Raw genomic sequence first — 17,646 nt, forward strand, 5'->3', positions numbered from 1 at the left:
TTTATATTGTCAACCGAATAAATCTGAGTAAGCTAGTTATGCTATAATCTAAAAAAAGGTATTCTCATGAAGGTTCGTGATAGAAAAAAGGAAATTAAAATCTACATAAACGGTACGGAAAAGATGGGAGATCAACTCCTATATAAGGCTTTAATCGATAAATTTATAGAAATTGGAGTTACCGGTTGTACGATATTGAGGTCAAATTCCGGTTATGGAAGTGACATGATTGTAAAATATGGTGATGATATCATGTCCGTCTTAATGACAAAAAGCTCTACTGTAATCATAACTGTAATAGAATCGGATGAAAAAATTGAAGAAATTGTTCATATTTTGGATTCTTATATGGGAGATGGAATCGCGACGATTAAAGAAGTCGAATTTATACGTTACACGCGCTCTCGGGTGACTCCTGAAGATAGGGAAATCGCTGACTCAATATAAAAATTGCATTGAAGAATAGCCCCAGTGTAAATTTACTGTTTCTTGACTGAGCTTATTTCTAATTTCAGTCAGAGAACGGGAGAATATGAAAGACAGGCTTACAAGAATCCGAAATTTTTCAATCATTGCTCATATCGATCATGGAAAATCCACACTTGCTGATAGGATTTTAGAGATTGCTCTGGTAACGAATGACCGAACCAAGAAAAATCAGATTCTTGATTCGATGGATATTGAAAGGGAAAGAGGTATTACCATCAAAGCTAATAATGCCTCTTTTGAATTTAAATCCAGAGATGGGGAAACCTATCTTTTCAATCTGATTGATACTCCGGGGCACGTAGACTTTAACTACGAAGTTTCCCGCTCCCTGAAAGCCTGTGAGGGAGTCTTGCTGATTGTAGATGCGAGCCAGGGGGTAGAAGCCCAGACTCTTGCGAATCTCTATCTGGCAATGGAATTAGATTTGAAAATCATTCCTGTTATTAATAAAATTGATCTGCCCAGTGCGGATGTTCCCAAAGCCAAAAAACTGATAGAAGATACCCTCGGTCTGGATCCGGAAGAAGCTATACCGATTTCTGCTAAAACCGGAGAAAATGTGATGGAAGTTTTAGAAGCTATTGTACAGCACATTCCTCCACCCAAAGGTAATACGGAAGCTCCCTTGAAAGCCCTGGTGTATGATTCATTTTTTGATAATTATATGGGGGTGGTGACAAAGGTTCGAATTTTCGACGGGAAAATTAAAAAAGGTGATAGAATCATCTTTATGAGTAATGATAAAGATTTTATTGTTACGGAAACCGGGATTAACCGTATTGTTTTAACGACAACACCGGAACTCTGCGCCGGAGATGTGGGCTATGTTGTAGCCGGCATTAAAAAAGTATCCGATGCCAGAACGGGAGATACTATAACTGCTTATAGTAAGAAAACCTCCGAGCCGGTAAAAGGTTTTAAGGATGTGAAGCCCATGGTTTTCTCCGGTCTCTTTCCTATTTATGGAGAGCAATTCGATGAACTGGCCGAAGCGATTGAGAAATTAAAACTGAATGATGCCGCCCTCGTTTTTGAAAAGGAGAACTCTACGGCTCTCGGATTTGGTTTTCGTGTGGGATATTTAGGTCTTCTTCACATGGAGATAGTGCAGGAACGATTGGAGAGAGAATTTAATCTGGATCTATTAACCACAGCACCTTCCGTGAAATACCGTCTCACTGCTAAAACCGGTGAAGTTTATGAAATTGATAACCCTTCTAAATTTCCCGATCCTTTTACTTTAGAAGTTACCGAAGAACCATTTGTAAAAGCTACGATTATTTCCCCGGTTCGATATGTAGGCAATATCATGTCTCTGGTTGTAGAAAAACGTGGATTCCAGGGAGAAACAGTATATCTGGATGAAGACAAGGTGCAGTTGACCTATGAGATTCCCCTCGCTGAGCTAATATTTGAATTTTTCGATAAACTAAAGTCTTATACACAGGGTTATGCTTCGCTCGACTATGAACCTATAGGATACAGACAATCTAAACTGGTGAAACTTGATATACTGGTTAATTCTGAACCGGTAGATGCACTTTCTATTATCGTGCATAGAACCAAGGCAGAGCAGAGAGGACGTTCTATCATAGAAAAACTAAAAGACCTTATTCCCCGTCATCAATTTGTTATTCCTATACAGGCTGCGATTGGTGGTAAAATTATTGCCCGTGAGAATATTTCTGCCATTCGGAAAAATGTGACCGCCAAGTGTTATGGTGGTGATATTACCCGTAAGAAAAAACTTTTAGAGAAGCAAAAAGAGGGAAAGAAAAGAATGAAACAATTTGGTTCTGTTGAAATTCCCCAGGAAGCTTTTTTAGCCGTTCTAAAAGCTGATTAACACTATCTTGAACTTCTATGAAAAAGTAATCTCTTCGGTATATAATACACCAATAGAAGAGTTTACTCTTTCAGAAGGTTTTAAGCTTTCTGTAAAAAGAGACGACTATTCCTTTGCTTCTTTTGGAAGCAAAATGAGAAAGTTTGAAGGTTTAAGAAAAAGACTCAAACAGGAAAATATACATACGGTTTTCTTATACGGAAACCCGCATTCCAATTACCTCGCCACTTTTACTTATTTATTCTACCTTTCCGGATTTAAAACCTATTTGGCTTCTTATAGTAGGGACTCCGGTTTGATAACACCAAATAGTCTTCTTGTTAGAAAATATGCGAGCCAATATTATCCCTGTCAAACACCGTTTGAGCTATTAAAAATCAGGGATTCTCATGTCGGAGAAAATTTCATTTTAGACGAATTTGGAATGCATGAAGGTAGTCTGGAAGGTCTAAAAAGTATATGGTCAGAAATGGACAGTGAAATAGAAGAGGGAAGTCTTATCGTTTTAGATGTGGGTTCCGGTCTTACTGCCCTGTCCTGTTTGATGTATCCCTTTCAAAACCAACCGGAAATTTTGGGAGTATCAATCGGTTACCCGGTAGATAAGATGAAAGAATACCTGTTAACGATTTGTGAAAAGTTTGAATTACAAGATAAAGTAATCGAAAGACTAAGCTTGATACCGGCCAGTATTTCTCCCGGCTATGCCAATGTAAATCGGAAACTAAAAGATTTTATTAAAGAAACGTATACCCGGTATAAGTTTCCTTTGGAACCTATTTACTCTGCAAAAACCATATATAGTTTGCTGGAATATAGAAAGCAGATAAGCAAAAACATCAGGAAAGTATATTATTTACATCAGGGTGGATTTCTTAACCACATCTCCTTATTGTAAGCTATTAGAAGACTCCGAAACCACAGAGATATCTCTCTTAACCCCACACTTAAGTGTGGGGTTAAGAGAGAACCTGCGGAAATTCTATAAGCTTCTCCCTCTTCTTTGAAACAATACAACAAAGAGACTTTTTTAGGAAGTCTTATTTATAGGGATAATTTACGGAATTTTTAGCTAAAAACTAAAAATATACTTGCCATAAATCAAAAATAAGGGTATAGAAATTAGTCTTATATGAAGCTTTTACCCTTTCTTAACATTGCAGGCTCTGATTTCGCTCCGCCGAAGAGGTTTTTCTTGTTTCATGAGACTCTTCCCTTTTCTCATATCGATAAGGGTCTGGATGGAAACAAGCTACGGGCTTCTATTTCCCATATTCAGGATAGTTTTATCCAGCAGGTGATTCTTTTTTACCCTGAAGGAAAAAAGAATGTAAGCTACAATCAAAACATACAACTTCTCATAAAAGAATTAGAAAGGATGCAAATTCGCTATAAATTTGTATCGAGTAGCTTTATTCTTCAGAAAAAATTTAGATATTATGCCGGGTTTAAAAAATATTTTTTAAATATATTGGAGAATGGAAACTGTCTTATCTGGTATCCTTCTTTGATTGAGAAAGATATGTGTAGTTTTTTCGCTTCTCTCTTAGCTTCGAGAAAGGATAGGGAATTAAATGCTTTGCAGTGCCTGCAATTGGTAAGGGGAAATTATGGAAGTGTTGAAGAAGAAAAATTGGTGAATGAATACATTTACTATTTAAAACCGGATACGAAACCTTCTTCTGAAATACTAAAAGAAGAACTTATAGATGTAAAGCAACTCAGCGACAGAACCCATATTGTTGATGAAAATCCTATTTCTGAAAAAATACAGACTTTTAAACCCTCAAAGCTATCAATTCGGGTAAAACTATTATCTATTATTTCTGCAATTTTATCGACGAGTCTTCTCATCATAATCATTCTCGCTACTTTTTTATTCAAGAATAATAGTGAAATTCTAATACAGGAATATAACTTAAGTCTTGCCAGGTTAACCGGTTTACAGGTAGAAACAGGTTTGCATAATACTCTCGATAGAACGGAAGCTTTAATCTCTTTATTGGCAGATGTGAATTTTCGAACGAAAGAATCAGAAAAACTGGTTGCAAGGTTCTATCAACGCTATCCCAACTATATCTATTTGTCTATCTGGAATCCTGCTATTGGATTAGAAAAAAGACAGGTATTTTATAGTAATTTAATCATAAAACAGGACCTGGAAAGAATCAAGAAGAATGAAGCCATGATATACAAGGAAAATTCCGGTATGATCGAAAGGGCCTTACAGGGAGAAAAAGTCCTGGTGAATGTTTCACCACTTTTGGAAAGTCCCATACTGGCTTTATTTATGCCTTACAGGAACAATATAGTTCTTTTATTAATTGATTCTAAAGAAATTACTGATATTTTTCGTTCTTCTTTAAAAACTGAGATGTTTGAATTATCTCTTTTAAGTCCTGAAGGAAATATTCTCGCCCATTCTAATGCAGCAGAAGTCTTAGCAGCAGCAAATAAACAGGATAAGCCTATTGTTCAGAATATGATGCAGAGCGGAGCGAATAATGGTTCTCAAAAATACACTTATTCCGGTGTAGAATACCTCGGTTCCTTTTATATATTAAAATTTTCTCAACTCGGAGTTATTTCCAGTATAAGATCGGATAAGGTCTTTGAAGCCGTTTATAAAATACAAAGACAGAACTTCATTATTACTATCATTGTCTTAACCCTATCCTTCTTGATTATCTACTTCTTTGCTAAAACCATTACGATTCCTATTATACGCCTGGTAGATGCAACAGAAGAAATTGAGAAAGAAAACTTTCAGGTTTCTATACAACCCAGTTCCAGGGATGAAATTGGAGTTCTCACCCATGCTTTTTCTAAGATGGCAAAGGGTCTCGCCGAAAGAGAAAAAATTAAAAATACCTTCGGTAAGTTTGTGAATAAGGAAATTGCAGAGCAGGCTTTACATGGAGAAATACGATTGGGTGGAACAAAGAAGATTTGTGCCGTCTTATTTTCTGACCTGCGCGGCTTCACAGCGATGTCAGAAGGCTTAAAGCCGGAAGAGGTGGTGCAATATTTGAATGAGTATTTTACCGAAATGGTGGAGTGTGTATATCATACAAAAGGAATCGTAGATAAATTTATCGGGGATGCAATTATGGCTCACTGGGGAGCTTTATATTCCGATAAGAACGACACTTTGAATGCAGTAACGGCCTCTCTTATGATGAGAAAAGCCCTGATTGACTTTAATAAGAAGTCAGAAGCCAGCAGAAGACCTTACTTACGCTTCGGTTGTGGTATTAATACGGGTCCCTTAATTGCCGGACAAATTGGTTCTGAAAAGAAATTAGAATATACGGTTATTGGAGACACGGTAAATCTTGCTTCAAGGATCGAATACTTAAACAAGGAGTTCGGAACCGATATTTTGATTTCCGAGAATGCCTATGAACAGGTAAAAGACTATTTTCACTTTGTAGAGATGGATCCAATAAAAATTAGGGGAAAATCTAAACTACAGGCCACTTATGCTGTTCTTGGGTTTAAAGAGGATATGAGTGCACCTGCTAACCTTCAAGAATTAAGGAAGCTTCTCGGAATTCCTGATACGGGGGTTTAACATGAAAACCTGGAATAAAACTGATAGCATTGTTCTGAGTATCTGTTTGCTAATTTTAGGAATTGCTTTTTACTTTTTGTATCTTGAAAGTAGGCCGGGCGATAGAAGGCAAGGAAAAGTTGTTGGAGAGATAAGTTTTAAGTATAGAGTCGCCCAGAGAAAACTGTCCAACAGTATGATCTGGAATGATGTAGAGCAAAACTTTCCGGCCTATAATTATGACTCGATTCGAACAGATAAGAAATCAGAAGCCATTATTCGTATAAAAGATAAAACTACTAAAATTGAATTAGATCCGAATAGTATGTTTCTCATCATTGTGGAAGATGATAGGGTTATTTTTGATTTAAAACAGGGTTCCTTTTATATTAAGAATACGGGAAAGAATCGGGTAGAAAAGCTTTCTGTGCGCACGGGAGATTATCTTGGAAATTTACAGGAAGGAGAGTTCAGAATCCATCATAACGAAGAACGAACTATCTTTCATGCTTTGCAGGGAATCCTTGAGTTTTTTATAGACGGTCAAAAAGGTACGGTTCAAAAGGGAGAAACTTATGAAATTCGAAATAAGCAAATTAGCAAACTTGAACATTCGATTGAGCTAAAGATTCCTTTTGATAATGCCAGATTTTTCTATGATAATAACTCACAAGAAGTTTCTTTTTCCTGGAATGCCGGAAATGCCGATCAGGAATGTGTTTTTATTCTATCGGAAGATAGGGATTTTTCTAAGATAATTCATAAAGAAATAAGTAAGAATACAAGTTTTCGAGTGAGTTTGACTGAAGGAATCTACTATTGGAAAGTAATCTATAAGGATGGCGGACAGGGAAGTATGGTTCACAAACTCAGGTTAATTCAAAAACCTGTAGTTGAGCTTCTTTCTCCAAAGAACAAGGAAAAGTTCTTCTTTTTTGAGGATAAAGCTTCGGTATATTTTCACTGGTTACCTTCAAAACTTTATACATATCATATTTTAGAAATATCTAAGAATATAAATTTTGATATTATCGAAAAGAAAGTGAAATTAGAGCGTGATTCTATTCGCATTTTTTTATCTGAAGGAGAATATTTTTGGCGTTTAAATAGCTATGGAAACTTTAAAGAAATAGAAACAAAAAGTGGAATACAAAATTTTCAAGTAATTCAACAAAAACCTTATAAACCTATCCTGCTTTCTCCCGCTCAAAATGCTTTCATTCAACAGGAAAAGATAAAGAAAGGTTTGCAATTTATCTGGAAAACACCCGGTAATACCGGGCATTATAATTTCTATCTTTCTTCTGATGCTTCGTTTAATTCTCTTATATTTAAAGAAGAAAATATAAAAACTAATTACATAAAATACCAGGGAAAATTGGAAGAAGGAGTCTATTACTGGAAAGTAAAGCTTCAAACCCAGGAAGCACCGGAAGCCAGCACTCAGTTTTCTGTATTTACAGAAAAAGAAAAATGGCAAGAAGAGAAAAATGAAAGTAGAAAAATCTCTTATAAGAAAAGATTAAAGAATTTATCGCTCAAAGCAAATAAAGAAGTATTTCCTACATCTAACACAAATACTCAATTTCCAGTCCGGGAACCCTTTCCCGCTGCTTCTAAAGAAGTAGAAGTTGTTAAAAAAGAAATAAGGAAGAACCAAAAACCACTGATAATTTATCCAAAACATAAAAGCACGGTAGACATGAATAATATGGAAACCTTACCTTTACGCTGGACAATGGATAAAGAAGTCAAACTCTATAAGGTCAAACTATATCAATTAAAAGGTGGAAAGAAAGTTATATTTCAAAAAGAAATTAAGTCTAATACTGTAAATATTACTGATTTAAGTATACTCGATGTAGGTGAGTTTCTTTTTGAGTTAAGCGCTGTTTTTGAAAATGAAGAGCAAAGTTCTGAAAGTATATTTAAAATAAGCTTAAATGAACAACCTGAAGCTCCTTCCGGTGTAAATTCAGGAAAGAAAAGTCAGTAAGTGTCGAGTACATAAGGATATTCTTATGAAATTGCTGGCTTGTGGTATTATAACAGCCTTATTAATGTTGAGTCCCCTGTTTCCACAGGAAGGGAAGTTATATACGTATTATATAGAGTGGCAGGAAGTAAAGGGGAGTAAGGGTTATTATATAGAAATACAGGATGAGAAATCTCAAACCGAGTTTTTAAAACAGAAGTTAAAGACGCATTATTATGAATTTAAAATACCCGGCGGGAAATACAAATTTAGGATTGCTTCTTTAAATAAATTTGGAAAGCCATCTTCTTATACCTCCTGGAACTCCTTTTTGGTGGATAAGGATAAAACAAGAAAAGAAACAAAGAGAAAAGAGGAAGAAGAGAAAGCAAAACAAGAACTTAAGAAAGCTGAAGAAAAAAAGAAAGAAACAATAGAAGAAAAAAAGGAAATCAAGTTACCTGAAACTAAAACGAAAAACTCAGGTTTTCAGTGGCAAAAACTAATACCCGGACTTCCTCAATACAGGAGAGGAGATACCTTGCAGTCCATGTTTTATCCGATTTTCTTTTCAGCTATCAGTCTTGCTGCTTATTCTGAATACCGAAAGGGTAATGCGCTGGCCCAGCAGTATCTCAATGATCCGAACAATATAAGCTTTTACTCCTATAATAATTCAGCTTTAAGTCTTTACCTCTGGCAGGCAAGAGCAAGAGATCAAGAAAAACACAGTGTCTATCAAAGAAATCAAAGATTCTTAGGTTTAGCTGCTGTACTGGGTTATGGCTTTCATCTATTAGATGTATATTATATTCATGCAGATGTAGGTTTAGATACTATAAAAACATTAGAGACATCTAAGCCGAATGTATTATATTCTATACGCTTTTCTTACTCCTTTTAAAAACAGGACTTGATTCTTTTATATTTTATGATAGACTTAAAGTATGAAACGGTATGTTACATATATGCTAATAAGCTTTATGTTTCTTTCTTGTTCTCAATCTTTCAAGAAAGGAGTACCCCTATTATCTTTACTTTCCGGTAACGAAGAATTAATTAATACTTCAACAGGAGTTGGTACGGGAACTGCTACAGGAAGTTCTACCGGAACCGGTATAGCAACGGGTACCGGGACAGGTTCCGGAACTACAACCGGTTCAGGTACAGGTACCGGAACAACAACAGGTACCGGAACGGGAACAACAAGCAATCCGGAAATCGATGTACTCATTTCTTCTGTATCTTATGCTTCCGGTTCAAATTATAGCTTTGGTACTATCCTCAGAGGAAGTACTTCTGCAAGTATTACATTTACTATATCGAATACCGGAATGGCCGATTTAACTTTAAGTGCTGCACTTAGTTTGAGTGGTGCAAATCCCGGAGACTTCATCCTGACTCAGCCCGGAGTTAGCAATATAACCGCTTCTTCTACAACTACATTCACTCTGCAATTTGTTCCGCAGGGCATAGGGCAGAGAACGGCAAGTTTGAGTATCAGTAATAATGATGCGGATGAAGGAACGTATATAATAAACTTAAGTGCTATAGGCTCCGGTAAATATATCTTTGTAAGCTCCGGAACTTATAACGGAAACTTAAAAGGAACCTTTGCAAATGGAATAGCCGGTGCGGATAATATTTGCTCGAATGAAAAGAATGCTAACTTTGCCAGTCTTCCCGGACTCGGAACTGACTATAAGGCTTTACTGGTCGATGATACCAATCGGGTAGCCTGCACTACGCCAAATTGTGGAGGAGGGGTTGCCGAACATATAGATTGGATTTTACAGGCTAACACCTATTACGTGAAAGACAATGGAGGAGTTCCCGTACAATTATTCCTGAGCGATAGTAAAGGCCTTTTTACAAGTTTAGATACTGCCTTTGATAGCACAGCCGGAAAGCTCTGGTGGACAGGTTTAAACTCCGATTGGAAAACCGATATTGCAACCTATTGTGATACATGGAAAGATGGTACTGCCTTTTTTTCAGGGATTACCGGTAAGTCTAATGTAATAAACCTGACTAGTATTAATGATGGAAATGCCTTCGGAGAAGCCTGCAATACATCCAAATATATCCTCTGTGTGCAACAATGATCAGGTTTCAATGATTCCGCATTTGATAGCATATTTAACCAGGTCTGTTGCTTTATGAATGTCTAACTTTTTCATAATATTGGCCCGGTGTACCTTAACGGTTCTTGGAGAAATCCAGAGTTTTTCTCCAATTTCTACGTAAGACTTACCTTCTGCTATGAGTTTTAAGATTTCTCTTTCCCGGTTGGTAAGCACAGCAAAAGCGTCCTGTATGGGTTTTGAACCTGCTGTTCCTTTAATACCGCTGACGAGTTGTTTGGCAATTCTCGGACTGAGGTAGATTTCATTTTTCATAACAGCTTCTACAGCTCGTAGCAGATCGTTACCTGCATCGTCCTTCAGGACATAACCATTAACTCCGTATTTCATTAGTTGTTCCACATATTCTCGGTTATCATGCCTGGATAGAATGATGATTCTTATATCTTCGTGGTATTTTTTTACTTTGCGGGCTACTTCAACCCCGTTCATTTCAGGCATGGAAATGTCTAAGATTACAATCACAGGTTTTAAGCGTTCGATTTCTTCGAAGGCGGTAGCTCCATCTCCACATTCTCCTATGACCTTGCAGGCCGGATTGGCCGCGAGAATTAATTTTAAACCTTCACGTAGTATCGCGTGGTCATCAGCGAGATAAATACTAATTGCTTCCATTATTCTTTCTCCAGTGGAATTTGAATTTCATAGGCTGTGCCTTTTCCCGGCACCGAATTAATAACGAGGTTTCCATCCAGATCATCAATTCTTCGGCGGATATTTTCTAAGCCAAAACTATCTTTTTTTAATCGAGCTTTACTTTCATCAAAACCAATTCCGTCGTCCTTAATCATGAGGTGTATAATATTCTTCTTATGATTGAGGTTTAAAACTACTTTAGTGGCATTTGCATGTTTTACAATATTCGTTATAACTTCCTGTATAATGCGGAACAGGTTTACTTCAATTATCATAGGAAGTTTTTCTGAAAGGTGAATGTTAAGACTTGCATTTGTATTTTTAAGTTCAAGAAAATCCCTAACAAAAGAACGGATAGCAGTTTCCAGGCCTAATTCTGAAAGCGTAGAAGGGTATAAGTCCTTATAGATTTCTCTTAGCTCCTGGCTTGCTCTATCGATTAAAGACATGCCTGTTTGAAATCTATCTTTAAACTTAATGGGATCATTTTGATAGGAAATAAAATTTAGTTTAGCTGCAAGGACAATCTGACCGACTCCATCGTGAAGTTCTCTTGCCAGTCTCTGCCTTTCTTTTTCCTGTAGTTCTAAAAGCCTTGAATGCAGGTTGCTGACTTTTTTTTGAAGCTTTTTTGTTTCTGTAATATCTTTTAAGATAATCCCGGTATTGCCGGAGAACAAAAACATGGTATAACCGAAAATCTTAGTACCGGTTTTAAACTCACAGTTTTGAACCCTTTCCGTTCTGGACATCTGCACGTTGCGCAAAAATTTTTCTTTTTCTGCTCGATTTAAACGTACTACATCAAAAAAACGGGAACCTTCTACCTTATGGGTTTTGCAGTAGGGGAATTGATCAATGAAAGGTTCGTTTACATAAAGAATTCGGTTGTGTTCATCAAGGGTAACCAGTGGAGAAATGCTCGATAGCAATTCTTCGAAGTATTCTGAATCCGGAAGATCTTTCTGATAAAGGTTCATTTCTTATCCATAGTAATCTTTTTAAGGGAGGTTAAATTCCACTTTTGATTGCAAAATTATTTCGTCTAAAATATTTTTTAAAAATCCCATTTTAATAGATTCTCTGAATCTTTGAATGAGGATTGGAATATTTATTACTTCTTCTATACATGACATGTAAGTGTGGACTAAGGTATCTATAGGATATTTCTTCTTTGCAGTTGATTCAATTTTGTTTAATAAGTAGTTTGGAGCCTCTGTTGATTTAATAACAAAAGTAACTGGATAGCGCTCGATCTTATCTATATCGAGAAAATATTTTGTTGTATCTAATGTTTCTGTTACTTGAAAAAATCTACCAAGAGGCTTCATTACAAAGTCTATTCCACCATCATTGGCATTTGTTCTGCCTGTTTTATAAAGCTTTAAATTGTCTTTTTGAATTTTCTCTATTTCAAATCCCCAATAGATTTCTTGATTAAAATAATAATATTTTAATATGGAATAGCTAATTATTTCAAATAATCTTGCGTCTACATTAGGTGCGAGTAGAGAGATAATAAAGTTTTTAACATCTTCATCATCCGATTCAATCGCTAATTTTAAATTTTCACAATCTCTAATAAATTTTTCAAAGGAGTCTTTTTTAGTTTTAATGTATTCATCTATTATTTCTATAATAACAGAGCATAAATTATATTTTTTATTTTTTATTTTTACCTTTATAAGGTTTTCATTAATCCAATATCGATTAGACTCTACATTTCTGATTATAGGAATAAATGCATTTGTAGGAAAATATTTTTTAAACTCTTCATTTAGTCTATGATTTAGTGCGTGATTTTGTAACTTTGCGCCAAATGGAAGTTCTCTTTGCCGCTGTAATAACTCTGAAAAAATAGCTCCTTCATATGTAGAATATTTTTGATTCTGAAGAAAGTTTTTATTTTTATAATCTTCTAATAAAACGTAAATGGCGTAGAGATTTGCGAAACTTCCCCTGGATTTAGAGCCACTATTTGCAGAGCGGGTTTTAATATTTACATATTTTAGAAGATCGTTAAGTTCAAAAATAACATCAGCTTCCTTGCCAAAACTGTTTTGTAAAATTTCTTTGATTTTATTCGTAAAATCATTCATGTTAAATTAAAAAGGCTTCGTTCGGAATTATTTATATTTTTTATTTCAAAAGATTTTTTCTGTCGTTCTAATTTTTCTCCATTATAATGTTCTAAAATGTTAAGTCGCCTTAAACCAATTTTTACGTAATCCGTATCTATTTCAATACCTATACTTTTTCTATTTAAAATACTTGAAACGTACGAAGTCGTAAAGGTTCCAGAGAAAGGATCCATAACAACATCTCCTTCCTTTGAACTGGCTTTTATGATTCTTTCTAATAGGGCTATAGGTTTTTGAGTTGGATGATTCTCGTATTCTTCCATTCTATAACGGACTCGTGGAAAATCCCAGACATTACCGGGTACTTTTTCCGCATTGTAAATTGTTGGAACTTTTTTTCTATAATCAATTAACTTTCTTTTTGCACCAGTTTTAGCTTCAACTAATATATCTTCGGAATTAAATGTATAATTTTTTTTGTCTTTTACACAAAATAAAATAGGTTCATACATAGAACCAAAATACTTTTTAGCTTGAACACCGGAACTATCATATCTCCAAATGATTCTGGAAAGAATGGTAAGTCTATCTCTTAAATATAAATCAAAAAATGGCATAAATTGTGTAGATGTCATTACATAAATGGAGCCATTTTCTTTTAATTTGGAAATACAAAGATCTAACCATTTATAGGACCAATTTAGATAATCCTCATCGGAAGCCCACTTGTCTTTTCTTCCATTAAAATTTTTACCGATATTATACGGAGGATCTGCAAAAATAAGATCAATAGAGTTATCGGGAACGTGTTTTGATAAGGCTTCGATTACATCACCTTTAAAGATTTTATGATCTTTTTTTTCAAACATTTCCATACCGGACATAGTAAACTACCCCTTATATATGTGCAACTACCTAAAAGTTACTTTATTTAAAAAAAGGGAAATAAAAAAATAGCAGGGCTGTTTGCCCTGCAAAAATGGGATTGGAAATCCTGAAACGATTACTGAACGGGAAAAACATATTTTTCATCAGGGAACTTATACCAATCTGTATCATTAGCTCCGGATGAACTGTACCAATTATAGAACTTTTCATATGCATTGTGTATATTTTGACATTCATAGGGCCAGGCAAAATCACCGGGGATAATGGCTGCCCAGGGAAATCCGACCGGATCAAGGTATTTATCTTTGTTATTTTCATCCAGGTAGCGTCCTGCGAAGTGGATTTCGTATTTTGTATTGATTACATAAAGGAAGATATCAAAGGGAATGGATTTAAAAATAGTCTTATCTACAGGATTTGTAAAGTGTATAGACAATTCGGCTTTATTTCCGGGTTTGAATACCTGTCCCTTGGAAGTATTGGATTGACTGATGGTATTCTTACTATTACCCAGTATTTCTATATCTCTTTTTTGGCTTAAGTCTCCACCAATACTTTCTAAAAGTTCTGATTGAGAGTTTAAGCGATTCAGGGTAAAACTGGCATCCCCTGCTTCTAAAGGAATTCTGAAATTAAATGTGTGGTTATATCCGGCTCCTTTGGCAACATGTTGATAGAAGCCTTTCAGGTTAACCAGCTTACCGGAAGCATTTAATTCTTCCTCATAACGGACTCTTACTACATAGTCATTGAAATCTGCATCTCCCTGCTTGGGAAAAAGATCTTCGAAAGCAACTGTATAATAGGTTCCATCAGAAGGATATTTAATGAGAGTAGCTCTTGTTGGATCATCGGGGAAATCATCTTTGGAATCTTCGATACCGTCTCCATCTCTATCCACAATTTCTTTCGAAGTAGATTGAACCAGTACCAATACTTTTCTATCTACCGAATTTACTTCCGAAACTTTAATTTCGCTTACAATCACCTGTCCGTTTACATGGACTTCCAGATAAACAACATCAGTAGTTGTATTGATAGTAAAGTTTCCTTTTACGGAACCATTTTCATTGGTAACTGCCTGAAATATAACACGATTATTATAAGGGTCTGTTTTTTCAATAATCCGTACAGCTGTGCCTTCTAACGTAGCTACAGTGTCCAAAACGGTAACACTCAATTCAATCGTTTTTGTAGTGTCGAAAATGAAATCAGTTGTTCCAACTACATCATTTATTTCGATAGAATAAACATCTCGAATAAACGAATCATTTTCTGAAGTACTGGCAGCTGTATCTGTTATATAGGTACTGTTACCTGTACCATCCGATCCACTTACTTCTTCAGTTCCTGTTGAATTGCTATCTGTTTCTCCGGTGGCTGTATTTGATAATGTAATTTCGTCATTTCCAAGGTTCAGTAACCAGAGAAGCCCCGGATCTTCTTGTGTCTTACAATTAAGAGGAAGAAGAAAAAGGAGAAAAAGCAAAGCAGTTGTTTTTAGAAATGTTTTCATGGCTTAACCCCTCCTCAAGGTTCTCTGTCATTCTATATATTTTAACAAAGTATAGCACATGATTTTGCATTTTTGCAATAACCCAAATGGACTATATTAGTCCTCAAATTATACTATTTATGCTGTTTTTCATTACTATTTATAGAAAAGGGGATGCTTTCTGAAAAAGTCAGGATGCTGTAAGATAGAAAATATATAAGCGATATACAGATCATATTATAGTAATGATACAGATCATATTATAGTAATGATACGAAACGTTTTATTATTATATACAACCTGTATTTAAGTTTTACTGGAATTATACTAAAATTTAAAGCTATAGGAAATTCCGAGATGGCTTTCTGCTTGAAAATTAAAACTGGGCTTTTGGGGAAGGTATTGTATACAAATACCTTCTTTTTCACCCGGTAGCCTGGGAACAGGAGAGTAGTGGGCATCAAAGAGGTTTAAAGCATAAATTCCTAAAAGAAGCATGAGATTTTGATTTCCAGAATCTGCATGGTGATTAGCAATATCTTTCAGATTTGCTGTATAAAGAAAAAGAGCAGATTTCGCGACTGCATTCCCCCCTAAAGCCGGTAAAAAACTCTGAGAATTATAATTATTTTTAGCTGTATTATAGTTTTCTGAATTATTATATAGGGTATAGGCAAGGTATAGAGTTCCGGTAAAGAAAAGGACAGATTTCCAGGTTTCTCCCTTGGAATACTGACCCCAACCGGGCAGCAGGGCAGAACGTAAAAGGTAATTAACCTGTGTTTTTGCTTTTTCTTCGGGTTTTAATTTGAGTTTTTTCCAGTGTTTCAAGACCTTACCGCTAACTTTTAGAGAGTAGGTCTTCTTTGCTTCACTCCCGGCGAAAGGGATAAAGGCAGATTCGGAAAAAAGTCGTTCTTCTTCTCTATTTTTATAAAAGTGGGTGTTAATGACGTATCCCTCTTTTAATTTCTCAACTTCATAGATCATGATAAAATCAATTTGCAGGGCTTTTAAGATTTTCAAGCAGTCCTTTTCTTTGCAATTACTGGCTTTTAGTTCCCTATTTAGTTTTTCATTGTCATTGGACTGGAAAACTCCGATTTCTTGAATCGAGCCGGTGAGCGTATTTGTTAAATCCTGAGCCTCCTTATCCTTCAGTCCATTCGGTTGTAAAATCGCCAGAATGGGCTTTTCTTTGGGGTTTTCTAATTGGAACCCGGAGTTGGATAGAAAATAGGAAGCAGCCCGGATATCGTCATCATCCAGACTATGTCTATCCAGAGGTTCCGGTTGGATAAATTCCAGTTCTTTCAGGGGATAGGTATTTGATTCTTTTAAAGAATTCTGTGTATGAAGGCAGATACCGCTGAGTTCTGTTTTTATATCAGTGAGAAGGGTCCCATTTTTTAGTTGAATTGTATCTGCAAATAGGGAAGAAAAGGAGAACAAAAGGAAGTATATCAGGGTTCGTTTTTTTATGTGTAGTAACATTTTTTATCTCAAGAATTTCATATGGGACTGTAGGGGTAAAAATGCGAAACTTTTTTTTAAAAAAAAGGAACCTTTCTCAATTTATGCTTTCTAATTAATCATAAAAAGGAGCTTAACTTTATGAAAAAACTTTTGAGTATCTTACTTGTTTTGGGTTTTGTTACAGTTGTTTCGGCCAAAGGCCATGGAAAGCATTTTAAAGAGATGGATGCCGATAAAAACGGAAAAATTTCTCTGGATGAATTCAAAAATGCAAAGGGCAAATGGTTTGAAAAAATTGATGCAAACAAAGATGGCACTCTAAGCAAGGAAGAAGTCCAAAAGCATCACGAGTCCAGAAAAGGTAAAGGCAAAGGAAAGCACAAAGGAAAAGGAAAAGATAAAGGCAAAGATAAGAAAAATTGCTTTGATGAAATGGACAAGGATAAAGATGGAAAAGTAACCAAAGACGAATTCGTAGGTCATAAAGAAGGTCGTTTTAAGAAAATGGATAAAAATGGTGATGGCTTCATTACAAAAGATGAAATGAAAGGAAAGCGCAAAGGCCATCATAAAGGAAAGGGTAAAGGAAAGGGAAAAGGTAAAGGAAAGAATAAGGATAAAAACAAAGCTAAAGATAAAGACGACGATAAAGACTAATTCCCCTCTCCGGACCGGTGGTTTAACTGCCGGTCTATCTCGATTTTTCCTTCCAAAAAGACGGGTCGTTATTTACCTCACATTTCCCATTCAGAAACAGGCTGAAAAAGGTCGATTTAAGCATTTATCTCTGTAGGAGGAATTCGCTACGACACGGTCCCGGATGTTAGATACTATGCTCTTACTTTCGCCTTTAAGAAAAGTAATGGAATTGAGGATGAAAGCACAGGAACTTTCAGGGTATATAATCATTAGCTTATCATCTATAAAGGATGGTACATTAGATAAGTTTATAAAAGCTCCTTCTTATGTGTTATCCGATCAGGTAAGTTATTATTCATCTAATATATTCTTAATTTCAAAAATCTCTCTTAGAATTTTTGAGTAGACATTAATGTAGACTATT

15 protein-coding genes are annotated in these 17,646 nt (G+C 35.5%); 9 read left to right on the forward strand and 6 right to left on the reverse strand.

Annotation, left to right across the window (positions count from 1 at the left end; all coding sequences use genetic code 11):
* Positions 1–66: 66 nt before the first annotated feature.
* The 7 genes from H7A25_17395 (at position 67) to H7A25_17425 (ending at position 9,968) form a co-directional block, all read left to right on the forward strand.
* Positions 67–447, forward strand: a complete 381-nt coding sequence (locus tag H7A25_17395; GenBank protein ID MCP5501681.1) for a DUF190 domain-containing protein — start codon at positions 67–69, stop codon at positions 445–447.
* An 85-nt stretch (positions 448–532) separates the two neighbouring features.
* The gene (gene lepA, locus H7A25_17400; protein MCP5501682.1) at positions 533–2,335 is read left to right on the forward strand and encodes an elongation factor 4; all 1,803 of its coding nucleotides are present in this window, start codon (positions 533–535) and stop codon (positions 2,333–2,335) included.
* 7 nt (positions 2,336–2,342) lie between these two features.
* Positions 2,343–3,233, forward strand: coding sequence for a hypothetical protein (locus H7A25_17405; protein MCP5501683.1), 891 nt, complete (start codon positions 2,343–2,345; stop codon positions 3,231–3,233).
* Positions 3,234–3,530: 297 nt separating this feature from the next.
* The gene (locus tag H7A25_17410) at positions 3,531–5,909 is read left to right on the forward strand and encodes a HAMP domain-containing protein (GenBank protein ID MCP5501684.1); all 2,379 of its coding nucleotides are present in this window, start codon (positions 3,531–3,533) and stop codon (positions 5,907–5,909) included.
* A 1-nt stretch (position 5,910) separates the two neighbouring features.
* Positions 5,911–7,884 (forward strand): FecR domain-containing protein, encoded by a 1,974-nt coding sequence (locus H7A25_17415; protein MCP5501685.1) that lies wholly within the window; start codon positions 5,911–5,913, stop codon positions 7,882–7,884.
* Between the two features lie 25 nt (positions 7,885–7,909).
* Entirely contained in the window at positions 7,910–8,767 is an 858-nt protein-coding gene (locus tag H7A25_17420; protein MCP5501686.1) for a hypothetical protein, read from the forward strand.
* Positions 8,768–8,810: 43 nt separating this feature from the next.
* Entirely contained in the window at positions 8,811–9,968 is a 1,158-nt protein-coding gene (locus H7A25_17425; GenBank protein MCP5501687.1) for a DUF1554 domain-containing protein, read from the forward strand.
* On the opposite strand, the gene H7A25_17430 is transcribed toward H7A25_17425, so the two are convergent.
* From H7A25_17430 to H7A25_17455, 6 genes are all read right to left on the reverse strand, one after another.
* Positions 9,969–10,622, reverse strand: coding sequence for a response regulator transcription factor (locus H7A25_17430; GenBank protein ID MCP5501688.1), 654 nt, complete (start codon positions 10,620–10,622; stop codon positions 9,969–9,971).
* Positions 10,622–11,623 (reverse strand): sensor histidine kinase, encoded by a 1,002-nt coding sequence (locus H7A25_17435; GenBank protein ID MCP5501689.1) that lies wholly within the window; start codon positions 11,621–11,623, stop codon positions 10,622–10,624. The genes H7A25_17430 and H7A25_17435 overlap by 1 nt, the downstream gene beginning before the upstream one ends.
* 21 nt (positions 11,624–11,644) lie before the next feature.
* Positions 11,645–12,742: a restriction endonuclease gene (locus H7A25_17440; GenBank protein MCP5501690.1), complete on the reverse strand. Its 1,098-nt coding sequence runs from the start codon at positions 12,740–12,742 to the stop codon at positions 11,645–11,647.
* A complete protein-coding gene (gene yhdJ / locus H7A25_17445) occupies positions 12,739–13,599 on the reverse strand; it encodes an adenine-specific DNA-methyltransferase (protein ID MCP5501691.1) in 861 nt (286 codons plus the stop codon). The genes H7A25_17440 and yhdJ overlap by 4 nt, the downstream gene beginning before the upstream one ends.
* Positions 13,600–13,727: 128 nt before the next feature.
* Positions 13,728–15,128 carry an LruC domain-containing protein gene (locus H7A25_17450; protein ID MCP5501692.1) on the reverse strand — a complete coding sequence of 467 codons (1,401 nt, stop codon included), beginning with the start codon at positions 15,126–15,128 and terminating at the stop codon, positions 13,728–13,730.
* A gap of 306 nt (positions 15,129–15,434) precedes the next feature.
* The gene (locus H7A25_17455; protein MCP5501693.1) at positions 15,435–16,601 is read right to left on the reverse strand and encodes a hypothetical protein; all 1,167 of its coding nucleotides are present in this window, start codon (positions 16,599–16,601) and stop codon (positions 15,435–15,437) included.
* 120 nt (positions 16,602–16,721) lie between these two features.
* Here H7A25_17455 and H7A25_17460 point away from each other — a divergent pair, with 120 nt between their 5' ends.
* Both H7A25_17460 and H7A25_17465 read left to right on the forward strand, forming a co-directional pair.
* Complete coding sequence (locus tag H7A25_17460; protein MCP5501694.1) at positions 16,722–17,240, forward strand: EF-hand domain-containing protein; 519 nt, start codon at positions 16,722–16,724, stop codon at positions 17,238–17,240.
* A gap of 217 nt (positions 17,241–17,457) precedes the next feature.
* Entirely contained in the window at positions 17,458–17,628 is a 171-nt protein-coding gene (locus H7A25_17465) for a hypothetical protein (GenBank protein ID MCP5501695.1), read from the forward strand.
* Positions 17,629–17,646 lie beyond the last annotated feature (18 nt).

The organism is Leptospiraceae bacterium (assembly GCA_024233835.1).
GTDB lineage: Bacteria > Spirochaetota > Leptospiria > Leptospirales > Leptospiraceae > JACKPC01.

What these genes read in the sequence shown, in the direction of transcription:
- H7A25_17395 (MCP5501681.1), top strand. Translation starts at nt 67, where the DNA reads ATGAAGGTTCGTGATAGAAAAAAGGAAATTAAAATCTACATAAACGGT.
- lepA (MCP5501682.1), top strand. Translation starts at nt 533, where the DNA reads ATGAAAGACAGGCTTACAAGAATCCGAAATTTTTCAATCATTGCTCAT.
- H7A25_17415 (MCP5501685.1), top strand. Translation starts at nt 5,911, where the DNA reads ATGAAAACCTGGAATAAAACTGATAGCATTGTTCTGAGTATCTGTTTG.
- H7A25_17420 (MCP5501686.1), top strand. Translation starts at nt 7,910, where the DNA reads ATGAAATTGCTGGCTTGTGGTATTATAACAGCCTTATTAATGTTGAGT.
- H7A25_17425 (MCP5501687.1), top strand. Translation starts at nt 8,811, where the DNA reads ATGAAACGGTATGTTACATATATGCTAATAAGCTTTATGTTTCTTTCT.
- H7A25_17430 (MCP5501688.1), bottom strand. Translation starts at nt 10,622, where the DNA reads ATGGAAGCAATTAGTATTTATCTCGCTGATGACCACGCGATACTACGT.
- H7A25_17435 (MCP5501689.1), bottom strand. Translation starts at nt 11,623, where the DNA reads ATGAACCTTTATCAGAAAGATCTTCCGGATTCAGAATACTTCGAAGAA.
- H7A25_17440 (MCP5501690.1), bottom strand. Translation starts at nt 12,742, where the DNA reads ATGAATGATTTTACGAATAAAATCAAAGAAATTTTACAAAACAGTTTT.
- yhdJ (MCP5501691.1), bottom strand. Translation starts at nt 13,599, where the DNA reads ATGGAAATGTTTGAAAAAAAAGATCATAAAATCTTTAAAGGTGATGTA.
- H7A25_17450 (MCP5501692.1), bottom strand. Translation starts at nt 15,128, where the DNA reads ATGAAAACATTTCTAAAAACAACTGCTTTGCTTTTTCTCCTTTTTCTT.
- H7A25_17455 (MCP5501693.1), bottom strand. Translation starts at nt 16,601, where the DNA reads ATGTTACTACACATAAAAAAACGAACCCTGATATACTTCCTTTTGTTC.
- H7A25_17460 (MCP5501694.1), top strand. Translation starts at nt 16,722, where the DNA reads ATGAAAAAACTTTTGAGTATCTTACTTGTTTTGGGTTTTGTTACAGTT.
- H7A25_17465 (MCP5501695.1), top strand. Translation starts at nt 17,458, where the DNA reads ATGAAAGCACAGGAACTTTCAGGGTATATAATCATTAGCTTATCATCT.